Raw genomic sequence first — 20,655 nt, forward strand, 5'->3', positions numbered from 1 at the left:
TCTAGACACCACCTTCCCCTTCGATCCCGGGGTCGAGCGCGTCACGCAGCCAGTCCCCGACGAGGTTGACACCGATCACGGCGAAGACGATGGCGAGCCCCGGCACGGTGGCGATCCACCACGCCGTCGAGAGGTACGCCCGCCCCTGCGAGATGTCGAAGCCCCACGAGAGGGTCGTCCCCGAGAAGCCGAGGAACGACAGCGAGGACTCCAACAGGATGATCGCCGCGACCTGGATGGTCGCGAGTACGAGGATCGGCGTCGTCGCGTTTGGGAGCACGTGTCGCCCGATGATCCGGGCGTCGCTGGCGCCCAGCGCGCGGGCGGCCTTGACGTACTCCTCCTCACGGATCGAGAGCGCTTCACCCCGGGCGATCCGGGCGAACCATACCCAGTTCACGAGGCCGACGACGACGATGACCGTCCCCGGCAACACGAACGAGTCGGGCATCCCCGTCGACAGCCCGAGCGCCGACCGGACGGGGTCGACCAACCCGAGCATCACGAACGGGTCCGGCACGTCGACGGCCGCCCGGCCCCAGAGGCCGATCAGCGATATCGCCAACACCAGCGAGGGGAACGCCAACGACACGTCCGCGAACCGCATCAGCGCGTCGTCGACCCGGCCGCGGTAGTAGCCCGCGACGAGGCCGACGCTCACGCCGAGTATCGCCGCGAGCGCCGTTCCCAATATCCCCACGAGCATCGACGTGCGGGCGCCGTAGACGGCCCGCGAGTAGACGTCCTGTCCGAGGGAGTTCGTCCCCAGCGGGTGGTCGGCGGTCGCGTTGATCGTCACCGTCTCGTTGACGATCTGGAGCGAGCCGTTGACCATCTCCGAACTGGTCTCCTGTGTGGTGCGGCTGAACCCCATCGGCGGGAGGTTCCCGTTCTCCAAGTTCTGGTCGGTGGGGTTGTGCAGCGCGATGAAGGGGGCGAACCCCGCGACCAGCACCATCGCGAGCACGAGCACGATCCCGATCTTCGCCAGCGCGCTCGACCGGAGCTCCTTGCGGAGGTTCCGGAGCGTCCGCGGCGAGATCATTCGGCGACCACCTGCGGGTCGAGCGACGCGTAGACGGCGTCGACGACGAGGTTCACGATCACGAAGCCGGCGCCGATCACGATCAGCGACGCCTGCAGGATCGGCCAGTCACGCGCGTTGATCGCGTTGATCAGCGTCGTGCCCAGCCCCGGCCACGAGAACACCGACTCGGTGATGACCGCGCCGCCGATCAGCGTCCCCAACTGCAGGCCGAGGACGGTGATGATCGGGATCAGCGTGTTCCGCAGCACGTGTTTGTAGCGGATCAGCGACTCGGGCAGGCCCTTCGCCCGGGTCGCCTGCACGTAGGACTGCCCCAACTCCTCGAGCATCCCCGAGCGGGTGAGCCGCGTGATGAGCGCGGTGAAGTACGTGCCCAGCGTGATCGCCGGCAGCACGATGTGGCGGGCCCACTGGAACATCGCGTCGGCGCCCGCCGAGACCCCTTGGGCGGTCATGATCCGGAACGCCTCGACGAAGCCGAACGCGCGGCCGCTGGTCGGGAACAGCCCGAACTCGACGGACAGCAGCAGCACGAGCATGATCCCGAGCCAGAAGTTCGGCGTCGAGATGCCGACCAGCGAGAACGTCGTCGCGCCGTAGTCCGCCGGCTGGTGGCGCCGCGTGGCGCTGATGACCCCCAGCGGGATCGAGAGCGTGATGGCGACGAGGCTGCTGACGACCGCGAGTTCGATGGTCGCGGGCAGCTTCGTCACGACGATCTGACTCGCCTCGATGCCGGAGATGTAGGAGTAGCCCATGTCCCCCTGCAACAGCTCCCAGAGGTAGTCGAGGTACTGGACGTACAGCGGCTGGTCCAGCCCCAACTCCTCGGCGATCCGCTGGCGAAGCTCGGGGCTGGCGTCCAGCGGCGCGACGGCGTCGACGGGGCTCCCGGGCGTGATAAACCGCAGGAGGAAGACGATGCTGATGACCCCCCACACGACGACGACCCCCTGGAGGCCGCGCTTGAGCAGGAACCGTCCGTACGACATCTATTGTTCGCTCGGCAGGCTCTGTGCCTCGCTGATCAGTCGGTCGAACTCCTCGTCCGACCAGCTCGTGAGGTTCCCGTCGCTGGTCAGCAGCGGGATGAGCGTCTGACTCGCGTCGAACGTCTCGTTCCCCCAGCCCAGCAGGTACCAGTGCGGGTTCGTCTCGAGGTTCCCGTCGGTGACCTCGCTGGCCAGCGCCGAGAAGTCACGCTGGTTCACGCTGGCGGTGACGTTGGGCAGGTCGTCGAGGTAGCCCGCGACCGCTTGTGCGATCTCCACGTCGTTGAGGTAGCGCCCGACGGGGGTGTGGAGTTCGACCTCCACGCCGGCGTAGCCCGACGCCTCGACCAGCGCCTCGGCCTCGTCGGGGTCGTAGGGGTACGGGTCGAGGTCGCCGTTGTAGCCGAAGAAGCCGTCCAGCGTCGGCTGGGCGGTCGGGTCGCCGAACGTGTCGAGGACGTTCTCGATGATGCTCTCTAAGTCGATGGCGTAGTTGACCGCCTGGCGGAACTCCGCGGAGTCGAACGGCTCGACGTCGTAGCGCATCGCGTTGAAGATGACGCGCGTCGACGGCACCGCGGAGATGCTGGTCCCATCGTTGTTCTCGATCCGGCTCACTTCCTGTGGCGGCACGTTGACGATGATGTCGGACTCGTCGGAGAGCAGGGAGTTCACCCGCGTGCTGGCCTCGCTGGAGGCGGTGACCGTGAGCGAACTGATCTCGGCGGCCTCCCGCCAGTAGTTGTCGTTGCGGTTGAACACGACCTGCACGTCCTGCTCGTAGGTCTCCAACACGAACGGCCCGGTGCCGTCGATGTTCTGGTTGACGTAGGAGTTCTCGTTGGCCTCGACCCACGACTTGTTCATGATCGGGCCGTAGCTGGCGAACAGCGAGAACACGATGGGGTTCAGCCCCTCGCTCATCACGTCGACCGCGCGCTCGCCGTCGACGACTTCGGCGCCGGTGACGCCCGCAAGCTGGTCCTGCTGGGGGCTGGCGATCCCGGTGTCGGGGTCGACGATGCGGTTGATCGAGTAGGCGACGTCCTCCGGCGTGAGGTTGTCGCCGGAGTGGAAGGAGACGTTCGAGCGGATCTGGAAGCGGATCAGGCCGTCTTCGATCCGGCTGTAGTCGGTCGCCAGCTTGTTGACGATCCCACCCTCGCGGTCGCGGTCGAGCAGCCCCTCGTAGGCCTGCAGGACGATGTTGTCAGTCGGCGTCTCACGGTGGTCCTGCGGGTCCAGCCCGCTGTCCATCGAGGACTGGTTGATCACCACGTCGTCCCCGCTGTCGGTCGCGGGGCTGATCTCGTAGGCGTCGATGAACTCGTCGGCTCGCGCCTCCCACTCGATGTCGGCGCTCTTGCCGTACACCGAGTACTGTCGGTTCAGGAACACCCAGGGCGACTGATCGTGGGCGCGGCGGTTGGCCCGCTGGAGGTAGCCGTCGCGGGTCTCCGGCTCGGGACGCTCGGTCGGCGTGTCGTCGCCGCCATCGCCGCCGGAGTCCGTCGGCGTGTCGGTGTCGTCCATGTTCTGCTCGCCGTCGGTGTCGGTGCCACCGCCACCACCACAGCCCGCCATGGCGGTCGCCGCGGCCGTGCCGGCGAAGCCGAGGAACTTCCGTCGTCCCACGTTGGGTGTGTCTTTGTCAGACATAGACTGTCGGTCGGGACGGACCGACTTATACCCTGCGCCGGTATGGCATACCAATCAACTGCTCGCCGTCCGTCGAATTCGTGTCCGTTGATAACTACGAACGGCGCAGAACACGTCGATTCCGACCGATAAAAGTCGACGGAAAAGGGCCGTCGTTACTCCTGCTGGGCGTCAACGGCGGCGACGCCGGCGAGGTTGACGATGTCCTTGACTTCGTCGCCGCGCTGCATCACGTGGACGGGCTTGTCCATGCCGACGAGCATCGGCCCGATGGCCTCCGCGCCGCCGAGCCGCTGGAGCAGCTTGTAGGCGATGTTGCCGGCCTCGAGGTTCGGGAAGACGAGCACGTTCGCGGGCTCGTCGAGGTCCGAGAACTCGTAGGTGTCGGTGAGGATCTCCTCGACGACGGCAGTATCGGCTTGCATCTCGCCGTCGACCGGGAAGTCGACCCCGGGGTCGTCACGGAGGCTCGCGGCCGCGTCACGGGGCTTGCGGGTGCCCTCGTTCTCGACGGAGCCGAAGTTCGAGTACGACAGCAGCGCCGCGCGCGGCTCGACGTTGAACCGGCGTGCCAGTTCGGCGGTGTGTTTGGTGATCTCTTCGAGCACCGCCTCGCTGGGGTCCTGGTTCACCGTCGCGTCGGCGACGAACACGACGCGGTTCTTGAACGTCAGCATGTAGACGCCGGCGGCGTACTCGGCGTCCTCGGCGGTGCCGATCACTTCGAGCGGCGGACGCAGCGCCGAGGGGTAGTGGTGGGTCAGCCCCGTCAGGAGCGCGTCGGCGTCGCCCTGCTCGACCATCGCGCTGCCGAGGTAGTTGGTGTCCCGGCGGACCAGTTCGCCGGCCTCGCTCCGGGTGACGCCTTTGCGCTGGCGGAGTTCGTAGAGCCGTTCGGCGTAGGCCTCGGTGTCGTCGGCGCGCGGGTCGACGGTTTCGGGGGTGAAGTCCAGCCCCAACTGGCCGACGATGCGCTCGATCTCCTCGCGGTTGCCGAGCAGCACCGGCTCGGCGATGCCCTGCTCCTGGATCTGGGCGGCCGCGCGCACCATCTTCTCGTCGGCGCCCTCCGCGAGCGCGACGCGCTGTTTGTTCGTCTTGGCCTTGTTGAGCACGACCCGCATCATCTCGCGGGACTTGCCCAGCCGGGCCTCCAGCTCCTCGGCGTACTCGTCCACGTCGATCTCGGTGCGAGCGACGCCCTCCTCCATCGCCGCCTCGGCGACGGCCGGCGCGACCTGAAAGAGCACGCGTGGATCGACGGGCTTCGGGATGACGTACTCCGGACCGTACTGGAGGGGCTGGTCGCCGTAGGCCTTCACGACGGCGTCTGGCACGTCCTGCCGGGCCAGGTCCGCGAGCGCCTCGGCGGCGGCGCGCTTCATGTCCTCTGTGATGCCAGTCGCGCGAACGTCGAGGGCGCCGCGGAACAGGAACGGGAACCCGAGGACGTTGTTGACCTGGTTCGGGTAGTCAGAGCGCCCCGTCGCCATGATCACGGTGTCGTCGCGGGCCGCGCGGGCCTCCTCGTAACCGATCTCCGGTTCGGGGTTGGCCATCGCGAAGATGATGGGGTTGTCCGCCATCGACCGGACCATCTCGGGGGAGACGATGCCGCCGACCGAGAGGCCGACGAACATGTCGGCGCCGTCGATGGCGTCCGCGAGGTCGCCCTCGGGCAGGTCGCGGGCGAACTCCTTTTTGTACTCGTTCACGTCGCCGTTCTCGGCGCGCTCCTCGGTGATGATCCCCGAGGAGTCACACATCGTGATCCTGTCGGGGTCGGCGCCGAGTTCGACGTAGAACCGCGCGGTCGCCAGCGCGGAGGCGCCGGCGCCGGAGAACGTGATCTCCATCTCGGAGATGTCCTTCTCGAGCACGTCGACGGCGTTGAGCAGGCCGGCACCGCTGATGATCGCGGTGCCGTGCTGGTCGTCGTGGAACACGGGGATGTCCATCGACTCCCGGAGTCGCTGCTCGATCTCGAAACACTCGGGCCCGGCGATGTCCTCGAGGTTGATCCCCCCGAACGTCGGCTCCATGGCCTCGACGCACTGGCAGAAGGCGTCCACGTCGGTCTCGTCGAGTTCGATGTCGAACACGTCGATGTCGGCGAAGCGCTTGAACAGTACGCCCTTCCCCTCCATCACGGGTTTCGAGGCCTGGGCGCCGATGTCGCCGAGGCCGAGCACGGCGGTCCCGTTCGAGACGACGCCGACCATGTTCCCCTTGGCGGTGTACTCGTAGGCGCGGTTCTCGTCCTCGGCGATGTCGAGACACGGCGCGGCGACGCCCGGCGAGTACGCCAGCGAGAGGTCACGCTGCGTGTTAGTCGGCTTCGTGGTGGATATCTCGATCTTGCCCGGCGGGTCGACCCGGTGATACTCCCGGGCGTCGTCGTCAAGTCCCATACCCCCGGGTGTTCCGGGGCCGCCAAAAGTCTATCCACTCCCGTCGAAACTCGGTTAGACGATCGTCGAACTCAGTTCTCGACGGTGTCGAACTGGAAGCCGCCCGTTTCGGGCTCCGACCCGTCGCCGTCCCCGGCTTCGTCTCGGGGCGCGGCGTCGCTATCGACCGGGGGTGCGCCGTCACCCGCCTCAGCGGGCGCGTCGGCGGCTGTCAGCCCACCGTCCGTCGCGCCGGCCGCCGGGTCGAGCCCCCCGGTTCCAGCCTCGGTTCCGTCCGGGAGTACCACCGAGACCGGATCGTCCGGCGGCTGTTCCGTGCCGGCCACGCCGATCACGTCGAGGTCCGCGTCGGTCGTCCCCAGCACCGTGAGGTCGTAGCTCGCGAGATACACGACCGTCGCCGCCCGAACTGGGAGCACCGCGAGGAAGCCAACGAGCGTGCAGGCAACGCCGAACCGGACGACCCCGACGGTCTCGACGCCGGCCGAGACGGTGCCGAACAGCGCGACGAGAGTGACGAAGCCGGCGAGGGCGAGCCCCGTGACGACGGTGCCCGCAGCCACCAGCGCCAGGGTGAGCACCGCCGCGGCCACCAGCCCGCGGGTGAGGAGGTAGCCGACGAAGCCGCCGCGCCGGCCCTCGAACGCCCGCCAGAGTCGGCGCCACGACGCCATCGCGCCGACGCCGGTGGCGAGCATCGTCGCGGGCAGCAGCGAGTGTGTCGCGTGGACGACGCCGAGGATACCGACGCAGACGCTGGCCACGACGAGCCCCGTGACGGCGGTGACGGCGATGTCGGCCGGCCCGGCCATCGTTCCGCCGGTGATCGCCAGCCAGCCGTCGTGGGCCGCCCGGAGCGTGACGCCGGCCGCGGCGCTCACCAGGACGAGCGCGGCGAACGCGAAACAGAGCCAGCGGACCGAACGGCCGAGCCGCCAGCGAACGTCCTCGCTCAGTCGGAGGCGGTCCGACCGGAGTCCCGAGACGAGCGCGAACCGCCCGTAGCCGTCGGCGACGACGGCGCCGAGGACGAACAGTCCGGCCGCGAGCGCCATCGGCAGACCTCGGTCGCCGACGGCCGCCGGCACCGTAACCCGGGCGGCGGCTGGCGAGAGCCACCCGACGCCGACGACCAGCGAGAGCAGCGAGAGCCGGAGCCAGCGCCCCCGCTCCGGGAGCAGGAAGCCCCTCGCTGTCGCGGCCGCCCCGACGACAGCGCGCACGGCGTGCCACGACATTCGGGTATCCGAACCCACGACACGGCAAAATAGCTACGGGGCCGTCGGGGCCTGACCGTCCCGGCGCTGGCGAGCGATCAGGGCGCCGCGGCCATGGTGCCGCGGTCAGGGCGCGTACGGCGCGTGGCGTTCGAGCGTTCGGTCGTAGCCGACCGCCTCCACCTCGAACGTCGGCCAGTTCGGCGTCGCCGTCAGACACTCGAAGGGGTTCTCGCCCGCCTCGACGAGGTAGGTGTCCTCGCTGCGCGCGCCGCCGACGACGGGGTTGTAAGCGTATCCCATCGGCGCCCGCACGGGGGCCTCGGCGCCGGGCGCGGCCAGCCACTCCCGACGGGCGAACCCCGCGGCGCCGCCCTGTTCGCCGGCGTCGAGCGCCTCGGAGGCACCGAGTTCGTCGTAGGCCTCGGCGACGGCGTCGAACACGTCGCCGGCGGTACCGTCCGACGCCACGGCCGCCTCCGTCGCCGCAAGCGCGGTCGCCTCGACCCGGGCCGCGGTGCGGAACTGCTCCTCAAACCGGGCCGGCGGATCGAACGCGATCGTCCGCGAGAGCGAGGCGTGGAGTCCACCGCGCTCGGCGGTCACGCTCACGACCGCGTAGTCGCCGAGCTCCCCGGCACCGGCCGGCGGGGAGCGGTACGCCTCGGCGCGTTCGCTTCCGGCAACGCGAACCTCGGCGGCCGACATCGCGCCCGAGGAGAGGGCGATCCGCAGCGCCGAGGCGACCTCGTGTTCGGTGTCCTCGGGACCGAGTTCGCGGCAGACGCGCTCGACGGCCGCGGCAGTCTCCTCGGCCAGCGAGCGGTAGCGCTCTACGTCGGCCTCCGTGAGCGGCTGGCGCAGCCGGGCGGCGTCGATCCGCTCTATCCCGGGGGCATCGAAGTCCGCGGCTGTCTCGGCGGGCGAGGCGTCGGCGACGGCTGCCGGCAGCGACTCGTGCCACGGGACGGTCTCGACGGCGAACCCGTCGGGCAGTTCCTCGGCGGCGATACGGGTGGCCTCCCCGGCCGGCGCCACCGCCCGGAGTGCCGGGTCCTCGCCGGGGACGTAGCCCGCGGCGGCGACGCCGAGTCCGTCGGCGTCGACGGGGCTGTTGTCGCCGCCGGTGAGCCACGCGAACGCGTCGGGGCGGGCGAACCAGACGGCGTCGAAGCCTGCCGCCGCGAGGTAGCTATCGAGACAGGCGGTACGTGCGTCGTGGTCGACCATACGGCCGCTGGCGGCGGCGGCGACTTCAACGCGCCGACTCGGGGTCTCGCGCGCGAGCGCGCCTGCAACGGAACCCACAAGTGCGAGCGGTCCGGAGTCAACCCGAATGAAGCGTCCCAGCTACCGGCAGTTCGCGCTGTTCACGACGGCCCTGACCGGGAGCCTGATCGCGCTGGGTATCTACACCTCCGCGACGGGTTCCGGGCTGGCCTGCGCACAGCAGTGGCCGCTCTGTAACGACGGGCTCCTGCCACAGACGCTCCCTGGGTTCTTCGAGTGGTTCCACCGCCTCGTGGCGATGATCACCGGCTTCGTCATCATCGGCCTCGTCGCCGCCGCGTGGCGTGGCGGACAGGAACGCCGGACCGCACTCTACGCGACGACGGCGCTCGTGTTGCTGCCGTTCCAGATCGCGATCGGCGCGATCACGGTGACGCTCGAAGGGGCGATCCCGTGGGGTTACTCCGTGCCGACCCACGCCGCCCACCTGCTGTTCGCGCTCTCGATCTTCACCGCGCTGGTGCTCTCGACGCTGTCGGCGATGCGCGGCCACTACGAGCGCTCGGCGCTCGACCGGAGCCGCCTCGCGCTCGGGGCCACGCTGGTGCTCCTCCCGGTGAACTTCGTCGCCAGCCGCGTGACGAAAGTGGTCGAGTACGGCCCGCCCGGGCAGGCCCTGTTCATCCTGACGGCGCTGGCCACTTTCGCCACGCTCGTCGCCGCAATCGTCTGGCTCCCCGAGACGAACTTGGCGCAGTACCGTCCCGGCGCCGCCGTCGCCGCCGGCGCGATGTTCCTCGTGATGCTGCTCGGCCGTGACCTGGTGATCTACACCGAGGGCGCCCGCCTCGTGAACGGGCTGCTCTACCTGATCGCCTTCGCCGCCGCTGCCGTCGTCGCCTACGCCGCCCGCGGCGAGGCCGAGGACGGTCGACCGTCGCTGGCGTAAGCGACCGAGACGGCGGCCGCTGCTTCTTTCGCCGTCCCCTCGGCGCTACTGTTCCGTCGCCGTCGCCGCCGGCTCTCGGGGTCGGGTGCCGCAACGCTCTTGGCTTCGCCCCCGCAGCTATCGCTCATGCAGCGGTCACGCCGCGCGATTCTCGCCGCCGTCCCGGTTGCGCTCGCCGGCTGTGGCCAGTCGCTTCGGGAGAACACGGTCCCGGGCGGGCTCGACATCCGGAACCGCCGGTCGGGCTCGATCACCGTCGCCGTCAGAGCCGCGGTCCGCCCCGAACTCCGAACCGAGGGGGGAAACGGCGTCGGTCAGGACAGCGCCACCTCGACGCCGGTGACGCCGCGGGACGCCGATCTGGAGCCCCCCGACAAAAGCGGCGAGTACACCGTCGCTGCTGAGTCGGCACTCGCGGTACCGAACTTCTTCAGCCGGGCCGGCCGCTGGGGGGTCGAAGCGGTGCTGAACCCCGACGCCGAGGCCGCTGCCGACCGGACCCGAATCGAACTCTTCGCCGCGCTGCCGGGACCGACTGGTGCGGACACGCTCGTCGTGGAGGCAACGGCCGACGGGCTGACCGCCCGAGCGACGACGGTCGACTGAGGATCAGACGAAGTCCGAGAGGCCAGACTGGGAGTCGTCCTCGGTCTCCTCAGGCTCCGGTTCGGGTTCCGGTTCGGGCTCCGGCTCCGCTTCGGACGCTTCTGTCGCCGTCTCCGCGCCGTCGTCACGCTCGGGGAGGTCGCCGGCGAAGGCGCCGCCGGCGTGTTCCTCCAGTCGGTCGTCGCGCAACTCCGCGGCGTCTTCGACGATCCCCTGTACCTTGTTCGTGGACTCGCCGCTGCCGGAGATGGCCGCGAGGTCGGCCTCGTCGAACTCGAAGTACGCCGTGACGGCGACGGTCAGCTCCCGGGGCTTACAGTGGTGGATCATCGCCGAGAGGAACGGCAGCACTTCCCGACGGGCGGTCTCGATGCTCAGGCCGCCCGAGACGGCGATCTTTCGGCAGATCTCGTCGACCGTGGCGTCCGAGGAGGGCCACATCTGGGGCCGGCCGCCGTACTGGGTCCAGCCGCCGGAGGTGCCGTCCCGAGAAGCGGCGACGCCAGCGGCGACGTTGTCGGTAACGTACCGCCAGTAGGAGTAGTTCTGTGTCGCCTGCACGCGGCCGAGCCACCGGTCGGCGTTGGCGAGGAACTCGTAGGCCCGAACCGTCTCCTGTGGGTCGTACACCTTCATCACCTTGTCCTCGACCCACGCCGTCAGGTCGTCGGGCGTCTCGTCGGCGTCGTAGGCGACGTGCAGCGCGTCCTGTGCGCTCTCCTCTTCTTTGAGGATCGCGTCGAGGACGGCGAAGATGCCGACGGTGGTGTCCCGGTCGCCCGTGACCACGTCGTCGACGGTGAGGTGATCTTTCCCCTCCGCGGTCGCTTGGAGGTCCTTCACGGCCCCGCGGAGGTCGCCGGAGTTGGCGTCGGCGATGCGCTGGAGGGCGTCGCTCTCGAAGCCGATGTCCTCCTTCCGGCAGATGTCCCGCAGGACGGGGACGATCGAGCGGGCCGACACGTCGCGGAACTCGATGTCCTGACAGGCGTTTCGGAGCCCGCGGCTCATGTCGTAGAACTCGTTGGCGATGAGGACGATCGGTTGGCTCGACTCCTTGACCAGTTTCGTGATCGCCTGTGCGCCGCCGCGGTCGTAGTTGCCGTGGATGTTGTCGGCCTCGTCGACGATGACGAGTTGGCGGCCGTCCTCGCCGCTGCTGCTGCCGCCGAGGGTCGCGTTTCGCGCCGCGCGGCCGGCGAAGCGCTCGATGGCGTCGGCGGTTCGCTGGTCGGAGGCGTTGAGTTCGACCGTCTCCCAGCCCATGTCCGCCGCGAGCGCGTGGGCCGCGGAGGTCTTGCCGACGCCGGGGCTGCCGTAGAGGATCACCGCCTCCCGGTGGTCGTCCCACGTCCGCCCCCACTCCTCGAAGGCGTCGCGGGCTTTGTTGTTCCCCCGGACCGCCGAGAGCGTGTCGGGCCGGTAGGACTCGGTCCAGTCAGCCATTACCGGAGGGAGGTGGGTAGTGCGTTTAGTGGTTGCGGAGACGGGGTGTTCGAGAGGATTCACGCGGGGGGTTCGGTTCTGCGACGACGGCCGCTACTGTGACCGCTCTCGAAGCTTGGCCACTTGTACCGCACTGCCCCGCACAGCCCTCGAACTTCCCCAACCGGCTCACTCCCGTATGGTCGTTCGCCCCTCGCGCTGCGGCGTTGACGAGAGCTTCGCTCTCGTCTGCCAGCCGGACGTAGTCCGGCGACGCCGCCGACGCGGCACCCGCTTTGCGCCACCCCCCCGTACGGTGTCAGGACCTACGCCGCGTCGGCGTTCCGCGTCAGCGCGTACAGCACGAACGAGGAGAGCCAGTGTGAGCCCGCGTAGTCGTCGGTGAAGGCGCCGCCGAGACCCGCCTCGAAGTGGCGCTCCGCGCTCTCGGCGAGTCGCCCCGCCGTCCCGCCGTCGACGGCGTCGGCGACCTCCGCGAGACCCCACGCCTTCGCCAGATTGAGGCCGACGAGGTGCAGCGCCATCCCGCCCTCGCCGTCGGCGCTCGCATCGACGGGCTCGAAGAAGTCGCGGTTTCGGGACTCGGAAAGGTCCGGCAGGAAGCCGTCCAGCCAGTCGTCGTACTCCGCGTCGGGGAGGACGCGGCGCATCAGGTTCGCCTCGGTCAGCGTCGGCGAGACGAAGTCCCAGCCAAGCGGTTCGTAGGCGACGGGGGCGTCCTCGTCGTCGACGTAGAACCGTCGCGCCGTCTCGGCCGCGTCGGCCGCGAGGTCATCGTCGCCGACCACGTCGGCGTAGTCCAGCACCGCCGAGAGTGCGAACGCGCTGTTGCCGTGCGTGCCGACCCGGAACGGCCGGGACTGGGGGAGGAACTCGGTCCGGACGAGGTCGGCGATACGTTCCTCCAACGGCGCGAGCATGTCGGCCCAGCGGTCGGCGCGGGGGTCGTCCCAGCGGTGGAGTTCGGCGGCGAGCCGGAGCAGCCACGCCCAGCCGTAGGGGCGCTCGAAGCCGGGGTTCTCGACGAAGTACGTGACTTCGCCGTTGACGTTCTCGGGGGTAAGCCGGGCGTCGATGCTCTCGACGATCGCGGCCTCGTCGGGGTGGTCCTCGAAGAGGCGAAGCTGCCGGACCAGCGCCCAGTGGCTGTGGACCGCCGAGTGCCAGTCGTAGCAGCCGAAGAAGACCGGGTGGTCCTCGCGCGGGCGGACGGTGTCCTCGGGGCCGTCGACGGCGCCACCGTGATGGGGGTACTCCTGTCCGACAGCCGCCAGTGGGTGGTGGGCGAGCCGCCGCAGGGCGTCGTCGTCGAGGCTGGAAACGGTGCCGTCGAGCGCCGCCTCCGGATCGAGGTCCGCGAGTGCGTCGGGGGCGTTCATCGTCCGCGACTCCGCCGCCGAGCGGATGAATCGTTCGGTGGCGCGTGGCGTGCGAGCCGTTGTCGGACCCTCGGGAGGCTTTTTCACTTCCCGTGTGTGCTTTCGAACATGTTCCCCACGACGATCGAGACCGACCGGCTCAGACTGGAGCCCCGGACGCCGGAGTACGTCGACGCGCTCGACGTGTACGAGCACTGCAAGCAGGGCGCCCCAGACATCGACGAGATCACCGAGTACCTGCCGTGGGACCCCCACGCGACGCCCAACGAGTCGGCGGAGTTCCTCGAACGCGGTGTGACGGCCCGCGAGGAGCGCGAGGGGGTCGATTACGTGATCCGGCCCAAGGAAGGCGAGGATGGGGCCGGCGAGATTGCCGGCTTCGGCGGCCTCACGCTCGACTGGGACACCGACAGCGCGGAGTTAGGGACGTGGCTCCGCAAGCCGTTCTGGGGGCGGGGCTACTCGGGCGAGCGCGCGCTGGCGCTGGCCGAACTCGCCTTCGAACACCTCGACCTCGAACTGGTGACGGTGACCCTCGATGCGGACAACGAGAAGTCCGAACGGGCGATCGAGAAGTACGTCGAACGTATGGGCGGCCGCCGCGAGGGGACGCTGCGGAACTTCCATCCCGGTGATCCGCCCGTCGACGCCGTCCGGTTCAGCGTCAGCCAGTCGGAGTACCGCGACGCCGACCCCGACCACGAGGTGGCGTTCTACGACACGAACGGCGATCCGTGGCCGTGAGCGCGCCCCGACTCAGAGCTCCCGGGCGACCATTTCGCCCCAGTGGCCGAAGCCGTGGCGGTCGTAGAACGCCTTCGCACGCTCGTTCGCGCCGTCCACGTCGAGCACGAGGCGGTCGAGCGGGAGGTCCTGGTCCCGCGCGAAGTCGACGGCGGCCTCCATCAGGTCGTCGGCGACGCCGGTGCCGCGGTGCTCGGGGGCGACGTAGAGTTCGTTCAACACCGCCGCGTCCCAGATGAACCGGTGGCTCTCGGGGAGGACGAAGGCGTAGCCGACGACCTCGGCGTCGTCGACGACGACGGTGACACAGCGCGGGTCCGAGTCCACACACCGTCCGACCCACTCGAACCACTCCGCGCGGTAGGTTTCGTCGAGTTTCCCCTCGTACTTGGCTTCCTTGTCGTCGCCGCCGGTCCCGGCGCCGAGGCCGAGTTCGAACGCACGCTTGCAGTCCCACAGTCCAGCCTCGTCGCCGGGTTCGTACGGACGGAGCTCCATGGCTCGACTGCTCCCGGCTCGCTGTTGAGGCTGTCGCTCGCCCCCCTCGGTCGCCAGCTCAGGCGTCGCGGGTCTGCCACGAGCGGACGCCGACGGTCGCCGCCGAGAGGACCACGAGCATGAGCTGCCAGCCCCCGGTCACGACCGGGAACACGCGCTCGACTGGCCCGTCGTCCTCCTTCCACGGCGTCGGGTCCGCACCCGTGCTGTACCGGGTGTTCTCGGTCGTCGAGGGGCGCGAGGGCTCCGGCGAAAGGTCGACGAACGTCTGGACGAGCCCCTCTGTCGTGGAGAGGTGGAGTTTGCCGTTCACCGTGTAGAACTGGTCGTGGAGCGGCCAGACCGCGTTCACGCCGTTGGTCACGAGGTCGGGGATGATCCCACCCGCGAGGAGGGCGACGACGGCGACGCCGGCGACGTAGGGAGCGTCGGCTCCCCAGCGTTCCCGGAGCCGTGAGCGGTCGAACATGCGGGCGTCGACGTACACCGCGGCGCCGAGGAGCGCCGGGAGCAGCAGCGTGTGTAGCGCCGAGCGATGGGCGCCGGCGACCAGCGGCGCGAGGAAGGAGTCGAGGTCCGGTACCGCCGCGGCGACGAGTACGACCGCGATGGCTTTGGGCGTGAAGCGGTCGCCCAGCAGGGCGGCGCCGACGAGGCCGCCGACGGCGACGTGGACCAGCGTCGATGGCACGTCCGTGGGTGTGTCTCACAGCGCAATAGCGCTTGCGCCGACGGCGGCCGCCACGGCTTCACCCGACTCACGGCGGAGGGGAGCGTTGAAGGCCCGTTCGCCCCGCCTACGGGTATGGACGAACTCGACACGCCGGTACTCGACAACCACCTCCACCTCGACCCCGAGCACGGCCAGGGGATGGACGCCGTCCGGGACTTCGAGCACCTCGGCGGCACCCACCTGCTCGTGTTGAACAAGCCGTCGTGGCACCTCGGGCCGGTGCCGAGCGAGCGCGCGGACTTCCACACCGCGTTCGACGCGACCATCGACGCCGTCACCGACGCCAACGGGATCCTTCCCGGCGAGGCGTGGCCCGTGCTGGGCGTGCATCCGGGTCTGATCAGCCACCTCGTGGACGAGGGCTACGAGGCCGAGGAGGCCCGGGACCTGATGCAGGAAGGCCTCGACCTCGCCGCCGAGTACGTCGCCGACGGTCGCGCGCTGGCGCTCAAAACCGGCCGCCCCCACTACGACGTGGACGACGCCGTGTGGGAGGCCTCGAACGACGTCCTCAAACACGGCCTCGCGCTCGGCGCCGAACACGACTGCGCGGTCCAACTCCACACCGAGGCCACCAACGATCTGACCGATGTCGCCGAGTGGGCCGAGGAACGCGGGCTCCCCGCCGAGAAGGTCGTCAAGCATTACGCCGGCGGCCGGCTCGCCGGGCCGACCCCGAGCGTGATGAGCGAGAAGGCGCGGCTCCGGACTGCCGTCGAGACCGGCGAGCCGTTCCTGATGGAGACGGACTTCGTCGACGACGCCGACCGGCCGGGGGCGGTGATGGGGCCCAAGACCGTCCCGCGGCGGGTTCGGTGGCTGCTGGAGCAGGGCCACGACGACGCCGTCGCCCGTGCACACGTCGAGACGCCCGAACTGGTGTACGGAATCGACACCGTCGGGACGCTGGACCGCGAGGAGTAGGTCGCTCGCTGCCGGAACCGGCCGGCTCCCGGGCGGCGACCGATAGGAAAACCCTTTGCGTCGCCGGGGAGCACATAGGGGCATGACCGACGACGACGACGCGGTTGAGACGTTCTATACGCAGGAACGCTGGCAGAACTGGATCGACCGACTCCGCGAGGAGGACCTCGACCTCGAGAACGAGGACTCGGCGCGCCTGCTGATGAACCTCCAGGAGGACACCGCCATCGCGGTGGCGAAGGTGATCGAGGCCTACGAGGACGACCTCATCGGCGAGGAGCGTGCCCACGAGGAGCTCTCGGAGATGCAGGAGATCGTGCTCTCGAAGGCGCCCCTCGAGGACGAGGAGAAGTCGATGCTGCTCGAGAGCGTCCAGATGAGTCTCGAAGTCGTCTTCTACGCCGCACAGGAGTTCGTCGCCGCCGGCGCCGCCGACGAGGCGAGCGTCGAGGAGTACATCGACGCCGCCGCCGACGCCGAGGCCGAGGAGGAGGTCGACACGGCCATCGGCTACCTCGTGCAGGCCGGTACGCTCGTCATCGACGGCGAGGAGATCGACCCGGCGCTGGTCGAGGAGATGGAGTACGGGCTCGTCGCGGAGTGGGTCAACGGGCTGGAGTCGCTGCAGAACGCGATGGCCTCCCCCGAGACCGTCGAGGAAGAGGGCTGAGTACGCGCACCTTTTTCAGCGCCCGTACCGGATAGGCGTGTATGCTACGGGGGGACGACCGCGCACAGTCGGTGCAGGTCGGCGCGATCCTGCTGTTCGGCATCCTGATCGTCGCGCTGGCGACAGCCCAAGCGACCGTCATCCCCCAACAGAACGCCGCGATCGAGTTCGACCACAGCCGGGCGGTCCAGTCGGACATGCAGGACCTCCGGAACAGCCTCGTCCGGGCTGCCGACGGCGACGGCGCGCCGACGCGAGTCGATCTCGGCATCACCTACCCGACCCGACTCCTCTTCATCAACCCACCTCCAGCGACCGGCCGGCTACGGACCGTCGGCGCCGAGAACCCCGACCTGAACGTCACCGTCGGAAACGCGAGCGGGAGCGTGACCGTCGGCAGCGATTACGAGAACGCCAGAGCCTACTGGGCGACGGCCGGCGTCGGCACGTACAACACCAGCGCCGTGGTCTACCAGCCGAACTACCGCGAGTACGGCGGCTCGCCGACGACGGTCTACGGGAACAGCGTCCTCTACAACACCTTCGACAACGGCGCGAACCGGACCCTAACTGGCCAACGGCTGATTCAGGGGAACACGATCGATCTCCTCGCGCTCCGCGGCGACCTCCGTGAGTCGGGAGCGACGACGAAGACCGTCGACGTGGAGACGCTGAGCGAGCGGCGCCGGACCGTGACCGTCGAGAGCGAGGCCGGCGACCCGCTGTTCGTCAACGTCACCTCGCGGCTCTCCGCCGACGTGTGGAACGACGACCTCCTCGGGAGCAACGCCGCGGCCAGCGACGCCGGGAGCGTGACTATCGACGGCGTCGAGTACCACCGGATCGCCATCGAACTCGATCCCGGCACGTACCGACTGCGAGGCGCTGCCGTCGGCGTCGGCGCGGTGAGCGACACCGAGCGCGAGCGGGCGACCGATCCGGCGTACATGGTCGTGACCGACGGCTACGACGTGATTTCGAACGAGAGCGGGGAGACCGGCACCATCACCGTCGAAGTTCGTGACCGGTTCAACAACCCTGTGACCGGCGCGACCGTGAACGCCGATGCCGACGGGACGTATCTCGAACTGGTCGACGGGCCGACGTTCGAGACCAATGCCGAGGGGGAAGCGACGATCGAGTACCGCAGCGTCGGCACGACCGCAGGGGACGCGTCGATTAACGTGAGTATCGGCGCCGCGGACTACGAACAAGCGAACTTCACGGGCCTCGCCGTCCCGGCGTTCGACCTCGGCGGTGGAGACGGTGGCGGCGGGGAACTGAACCCCGGGACGACGGGGGACCTGATCTACACCAGTGCGGCCCTCAACGCTGGCGGGAGCGGGAGTGAGACGGTTGACATGAGTTTCAACAACACTCTCTCTGAGGATGTCAACATCACGAGCATTCGAGTGAACTTCTTCTACGACGCTGCGTCCCCGCCCGGGTCACCTCCGAGCACGGCGGAGGTGAGAGTCACCGGTGGCTCGCCGGAACTCCGAGCGAGCTCTGTCGACGTCGGCGGCAACTATCGAAGCATTGACCCGAACATCGTTGTCTCACCGGGTGGCCCCAGCTACCAGTTCACGCTTGATTTCGACGTCGCCATTCGGGAAGAGGACTTCTTCGTGTTCACGCTGGTGTTCGAATACGGTGGCGAGGTGTACCGAGAAACGTACTTCGCCAACCCGCAATGACCGCCCGCGCCCAGAGCGAGTCGGTCGGCGTCATCCTCCTCACGGCTGTCGTCGTTGTCACGGTGAGCGCGGCGGGAGCCGTCGTGCTCGCGGACGCCGGCGGCGACGAGAGCACGAGGGCGGACCTCTCGGTGAACGTCGCCGAGGAGGGCGTCGCCCTCACCCACAACGGCGGCGACTCGGTCGCGTTCGCCGACCTCCGGATCGTCGTGAGTCACGGGAACGAGACCTGGCGCCCGGCAGTGAACGCCAGCGGGATCGTTCGCGGGGACGCCGACGACCAGTTCGAGCGCGGCGAGCGGTGGGCGTGGCGGCAGTCCCTCGACATCTCCGAGGTGGCGACGGTCCGGGTCTTCGACGCGGCGACCGGGACGCTGCTGGCAGCGGACCGGCGCTACCCGAGCGGCGCGTCGTCGCTGACGCCGACCGCCACTCCCGAACCAGACACGGGAGCGCCGACAGTAGCCCTCAGTAGCCCCGACGGCGGCGAGACGCTTCTCGGCGGGAGCACGACCACCATCGCGTGGACTGCGAGCGACGCCGAATCGGGCGTGAGCCGGGTCGAAATCTCGTACTCGATCGACGATGGGACGTCGTGGAACACGGTTACTGCGGACACCGCGAACGACGGGACCTACCGGTGGACCGTCCCATCTGTCGACACCACGAATGCGTTGGTCCGTGTGACCGCGGTCGACACCGAGGCCAACACCGCCAGCGAGAGCAGCGAGAGCACCTTCAGCATCGACAGCACACCCCCGACTGTGACCCTCGACGCGCCGAACGGTGGCGAGAGCTTCGACGGTGGCGAGACGGTGACCGTTGAGTGGACCGCGGACGACGCCATCGCCGGCGTCGATAGCGTCGACATCGATTACTCGACCAACGGCGGCGCGTCCTGGAGTGCGGTGACGGAGGGGACCGTCAACGACGGGTCGTTCGCGTGGACGATACCGGACATCGACACCACCGATGCGCGGGTCCGCGTCACCGCGACTGACGCCCTCGGGCAGTTCGCGACCGACGAGAGCGACGCGGGCTTCACTATCGAGGGGAACGCCTCCGACACGCCGCCGAGTGTGACAGTTGAGGCGCCGAACGGCGGCGAGGTGTTCCGTGGCGGGAGCACGACCACGATCGAGTGGAACGCGAGCGACGCTGAGTCGAGCGTGGAACGGGTCGATATCGAGTACTCTGTCAACGGTGGCCCGTGGCAGCCGATCGCGGCCGGACTCAACGACACTGGTAGCTACGACTGGAGCACCGGAGAAATCAACAGCACCGACGTTCGCGTCCGGGTTAATGCGACTGACGCCACGAACAACACCGAAAGCGCGACCAGTTCGCGGTTCGCCATCGACTCTGACGATCCGGAAGTGACGTTCGTCACACCGAACTCCAGCGCACCGACGTACACCCAGAGTGGGCAGGACCTGACCGTTCGGTGGAACGCGACGGACGCGACGGCCGGCGTCGAGAACGTCACAGTCAGAATCGGGAACGAGTCGACGACGCTCGTCGATGAGACGGTGTCGGCGGCCAACGGGTCGGTGGCCCTGACGGTTCCGGAGTCGGCGACGGCCGAGGGCAACTACAGCGTGATCGTTGAGGCGGTCGACGAGGCCGGGAACAGCGGAGTCGAGAAGCAGTCCGACGCGGTTGTCGTGGACGATACGACGCCGGAGCTGACGCTGGAGGTCGAGGATCGCGGGTTCCCGTTCTTCTTCTGGGTCGAGCGCTATTCAGTCGGATGGACGACCACGGATGGAAGCCCCCACACTGCAGACGTGACAGTCTACCGTGAGGGAGTCGAAGTCGACTCGTTCAGCGGGAAGACCGGCCAAGAATCGCAGGTGTTCAGCGTATCCGGAGGGCAGGGAGCACAGTACCGGTTCGTCCTCAACGCCACGGACCGCGCGGGGAACTCCCGGGAGATCGAGATCGACGACACGAGCGACGGAAGCGGTTCGTACTCGGAGCAAAAATCCGGCACGGGTGACGGTTCCGCCGGGAACGAGGAGAAGGGCCTCTCCAACCTCTCGGTGAGCGATCTCGACGCCGGTGAAACCGGACAGCAACAGAGTATCTCGTTCACCGTCGACGGCGGCTTGGCAGCCGGCGAGACGGTCACCATCGACCTGAGCGACCCACAGGCCGCGAAGGGCGGGGGCAATGGAAGGGCCGAGAAGGTGAACTACTACGGCGCGACGGTTAGCGGAAACGACGACGCCGAGTTCACGACCCAGAGTGGTGATAACGCCGTCATCACGTTTACCGCGGCACGTGACATCGACGACGGTGAGACGGTTTCGTTCGACATAACCGGGGTCGACACCCGAAACACAGGGCAGTACACGGTTACTTTCGACCGATCTGACACGAACGCCACCGAGACGGTGACGTTCGATGTCGGCTGATCCCTCCCACTCTCCCACCAGATTTCGACAACCGA

Annotated in this window: 17 protein-coding genes; 7 read left to right on the plus strand and 10 right to left on the minus strand. The window is 68.9% G+C overall.

Annotated features, from left to right (window positions below; all coding sequences use genetic code 11):
* Nucleotide 1: 1 nt before the first annotated feature.
* The 6 genes from NO998_RS04390 to NO998_RS04415 all read right to left on the minus strand — a co-directional run bounded on the left by NO998_RS04390 (nt 2) and on the right by NO998_RS04415 (nt 8,557).
* A complete protein-coding gene (locus tag NO998_RS04390; protein ID WP_267645849.1) occupies nt 2-1,045 on the minus strand; it encodes an ABC transporter permease in 1,044 nt (347 codons plus the stop codon).
* The gene (locus NO998_RS04395; RefSeq protein WP_267645850.1) at nt 1,042-2,040 is read right to left on the minus strand and encodes an ABC transporter permease; all 999 of its coding nucleotides are present in this window, start codon (nt 2,038-2,040) and stop codon (nt 1,042-1,044) included. The genes NO998_RS04390 and NO998_RS04395 overlap by 4 nt, the downstream gene beginning before the upstream one ends.
* Complete coding sequence (locus NO998_RS04400) at nt 2,041-3,699, minus strand: ABC transporter substrate-binding protein (RefSeq protein ID WP_267645851.1); 1,659 nt, start codon at nt 3,697-3,699, stop codon at nt 2,041-2,043. It lies immediately after the preceding gene.
* Between the two features lie 155 nt (nt 3,700-3,854).
* A complete protein-coding gene (locus tag NO998_RS04405; RefSeq protein ID WP_267645852.1) occupies nt 3,855-6,110 on the minus strand; it encodes an NADP-dependent malic enzyme in 2,256 nt (751 codons plus the stop codon).
* A gap of 71 nt (nt 6,111-6,181) precedes the next feature.
* Nucleotides 6,182-7,348, minus strand: a complete 1,167-nt coding sequence (locus NO998_RS04410; protein ID WP_267645853.1) for a DUF7544 domain-containing protein — start codon at nt 7,346-7,348, stop codon at nt 6,182-6,184.
* Between the two features lie 105 nt (nt 7,349-7,453).
* On the minus strand, nt 7,454-8,557 hold the full coding sequence (locus NO998_RS04415) for a M24 family metallopeptidase (RefSeq protein ID WP_267645854.1): 1,104 nt from the start codon (nt 8,555-8,557) through the stop codon (nt 7,454-7,456).
* Nucleotides 8,558-8,663: 106 nt separating this feature from the next.
* Between NO998_RS04415 and NO998_RS04420 the strand changes: the two genes are divergently transcribed.
* Together NO998_RS04420 and NO998_RS04425 are read left to right on the plus strand one after the other, a co-directional pair.
* On the plus strand, nt 8,664-9,506 hold the full coding sequence (locus NO998_RS04420; RefSeq protein ID WP_267645855.1) for a COX15/CtaA family protein: 843 nt from the start codon (nt 8,664-8,666) through the stop codon (nt 9,504-9,506).
* Nucleotides 9,507-9,632: 126 nt separating this feature from the next.
* A complete protein-coding gene (locus NO998_RS04425; RefSeq protein ID WP_267645856.1) occupies nt 9,633-10,112 on the plus strand; it encodes a hypothetical protein in 480 nt (159 codons plus the stop codon).
* A gap of 3 nt (nt 10,113-10,115) precedes the next feature.
* On the opposite strand, the gene NO998_RS04430 is transcribed toward NO998_RS04425, so the two are convergent.
* Both NO998_RS04430 and NO998_RS04435 read right to left on the minus strand, forming a co-directional pair.
* On the minus strand, nt 10,116-11,558 hold the full coding sequence (locus tag NO998_RS04430) for a replication factor C large subunit (RefSeq protein WP_267645857.1): 1,443 nt from the start codon (nt 11,556-11,558) through the stop codon (nt 10,116-10,118).
* A 305-nt stretch (nt 11,559-11,863) separates the two neighbouring features.
* Nucleotides 11,864-12,937: a DUF2891 domain-containing protein gene (locus NO998_RS04435; RefSeq protein ID WP_267645858.1), complete on the minus strand. Its 1,074-nt coding sequence runs from the start codon at nt 12,935-12,937 to the stop codon at nt 11,864-11,866.
* 108 nt (nt 12,938-13,045) lie between these two features.
* Here NO998_RS04435 and NO998_RS04440 point away from each other — a divergent pair, with 108 nt between their 5' ends.
* Entirely contained in the window at nt 13,046-13,681 is a 636-nt protein-coding gene (locus tag NO998_RS04440) for a GNAT family N-acetyltransferase (protein ID WP_267645859.1), read from the plus strand.
* Nucleotides 13,682-13,693: 12 nt separating this feature from the next.
* Here NO998_RS04440 and NO998_RS04445 read toward each other — a convergent pair whose 3' ends face one another.
* Both NO998_RS04445 and NO998_RS04450 read right to left on the minus strand, forming a co-directional pair.
* On the minus strand, nt 13,694-14,179 hold the full coding sequence (locus NO998_RS04445) for a GNAT family N-acetyltransferase (protein WP_267645860.1): 486 nt from the start codon (nt 14,177-14,179) through the stop codon (nt 13,694-13,696).
* Between the two features lie 58 nt (nt 14,180-14,237).
* Nucleotides 14,238-14,870, minus strand: coding sequence for a metal-dependent hydrolase (locus NO998_RS04450; RefSeq protein ID WP_267645861.1), 633 nt, complete (start codon nt 14,868-14,870; stop codon nt 14,238-14,240).
* A gap of 114 nt (nt 14,871-14,984) precedes the next feature.
* On the opposite strand from NO998_RS04450, the gene NO998_RS04455 reads away from it, so the two are divergent.
* The 4 genes from NO998_RS04455 (at nt 14,985) to NO998_RS04470 (ending at nt 20,620) form a co-directional block, all read left to right on the plus strand.
* Nucleotides 14,985-15,836, plus strand: a complete 852-nt coding sequence (locus NO998_RS04455; protein ID WP_267645862.1) for a TatD family hydrolase — start codon at nt 14,985-14,987, stop codon at nt 15,834-15,836.
* Between the two features lie 82 nt (nt 15,837-15,918).
* Nucleotides 15,919-16,506 (plus strand): DUF2150 family protein, encoded by a 588-nt coding sequence (locus tag NO998_RS04460; protein WP_267645863.1) that lies wholly within the window; start codon nt 15,919-15,921, stop codon nt 16,504-16,506.
* Between the two features lie 41 nt (nt 16,507-16,547).
* On the plus strand, nt 16,548-18,203 hold the full coding sequence (locus NO998_RS04465; RefSeq protein ID WP_267645864.1) for an Ig-like domain-containing protein: 1,656 nt from the start codon (nt 16,548-16,550) through the stop codon (nt 18,201-18,203).
* On the plus strand, nt 18,200-20,620 hold the full coding sequence (locus tag NO998_RS04470; protein ID WP_267645865.1) for an Ig-like domain-containing protein: 2,421 nt from the start codon (nt 18,200-18,202) through the stop codon (nt 20,618-20,620). The genes NO998_RS04465 and NO998_RS04470 overlap by 4 nt, the downstream gene beginning before the upstream one ends.
* Nucleotides 20,621-20,655 lie beyond the last annotated feature (35 nt).

It is taken from the genome of Halolamina litorea (assembly GCF_026616205.1).
GTDB lineage: Archaea > Halobacteriota > Halobacteria > Halobacteriales > Haloferacaceae > Halolamina > Halolamina litorea.